Origin of the sequence: Actinoplanes rectilineatus (assembly GCF_000962825.1) — a bacterium.
Lineage (GTDB): Bacteria > Actinomycetota > Actinomycetes > Mycobacteriales > Micromonosporaceae > Actinoplanes > Actinoplanes rectilineatus.
This window is the reverse complement of record NZ_JZKF01000296.1, coordinates 1-243: the sequence shown is the minus strand read 5'-3', so window position 1 is coordinate 243 and position 243 is coordinate 1. Positions and strand designations below refer to the sequence as shown.

At 66.3% G+C, this 243-nt stretch carries 1 protein-coding gene; it reads left to right on the top strand.

Annotation, left to right across the window (positions count from 1 at the left end; genetic code table 11):
- Nucleotides 1-243: polymorphic toxin-type HINT domain-containing protein (locus tag WH85_RS46480; protein WP_045748630.1), on the top strand; the 243-nt coding region annotated here is incomplete at both ends.

Sequence of the window (243 nt, the reverse complement as noted above, 5' to 3'; positions counted from 1 at the left end):
GACCGAGTCGGTTCTGGAGACCACGTCACACCATCCCTTCTGGGACGCGACCACCGGTGAATGGAGCGACGCCGCCGACCTGATCCCCGGCGAGTCGACCCTGACCGGCCCGGACGGTGAACTCCAGTACGTCACCGACGTCCGCGAGCACACCGGCCCGAAGGTCATGCGCGACCTCACCGTCGCCGAGATCCACACGTACTACGTCATCGCCGGCGACGAACCGGTCCTCGTCCACAACAA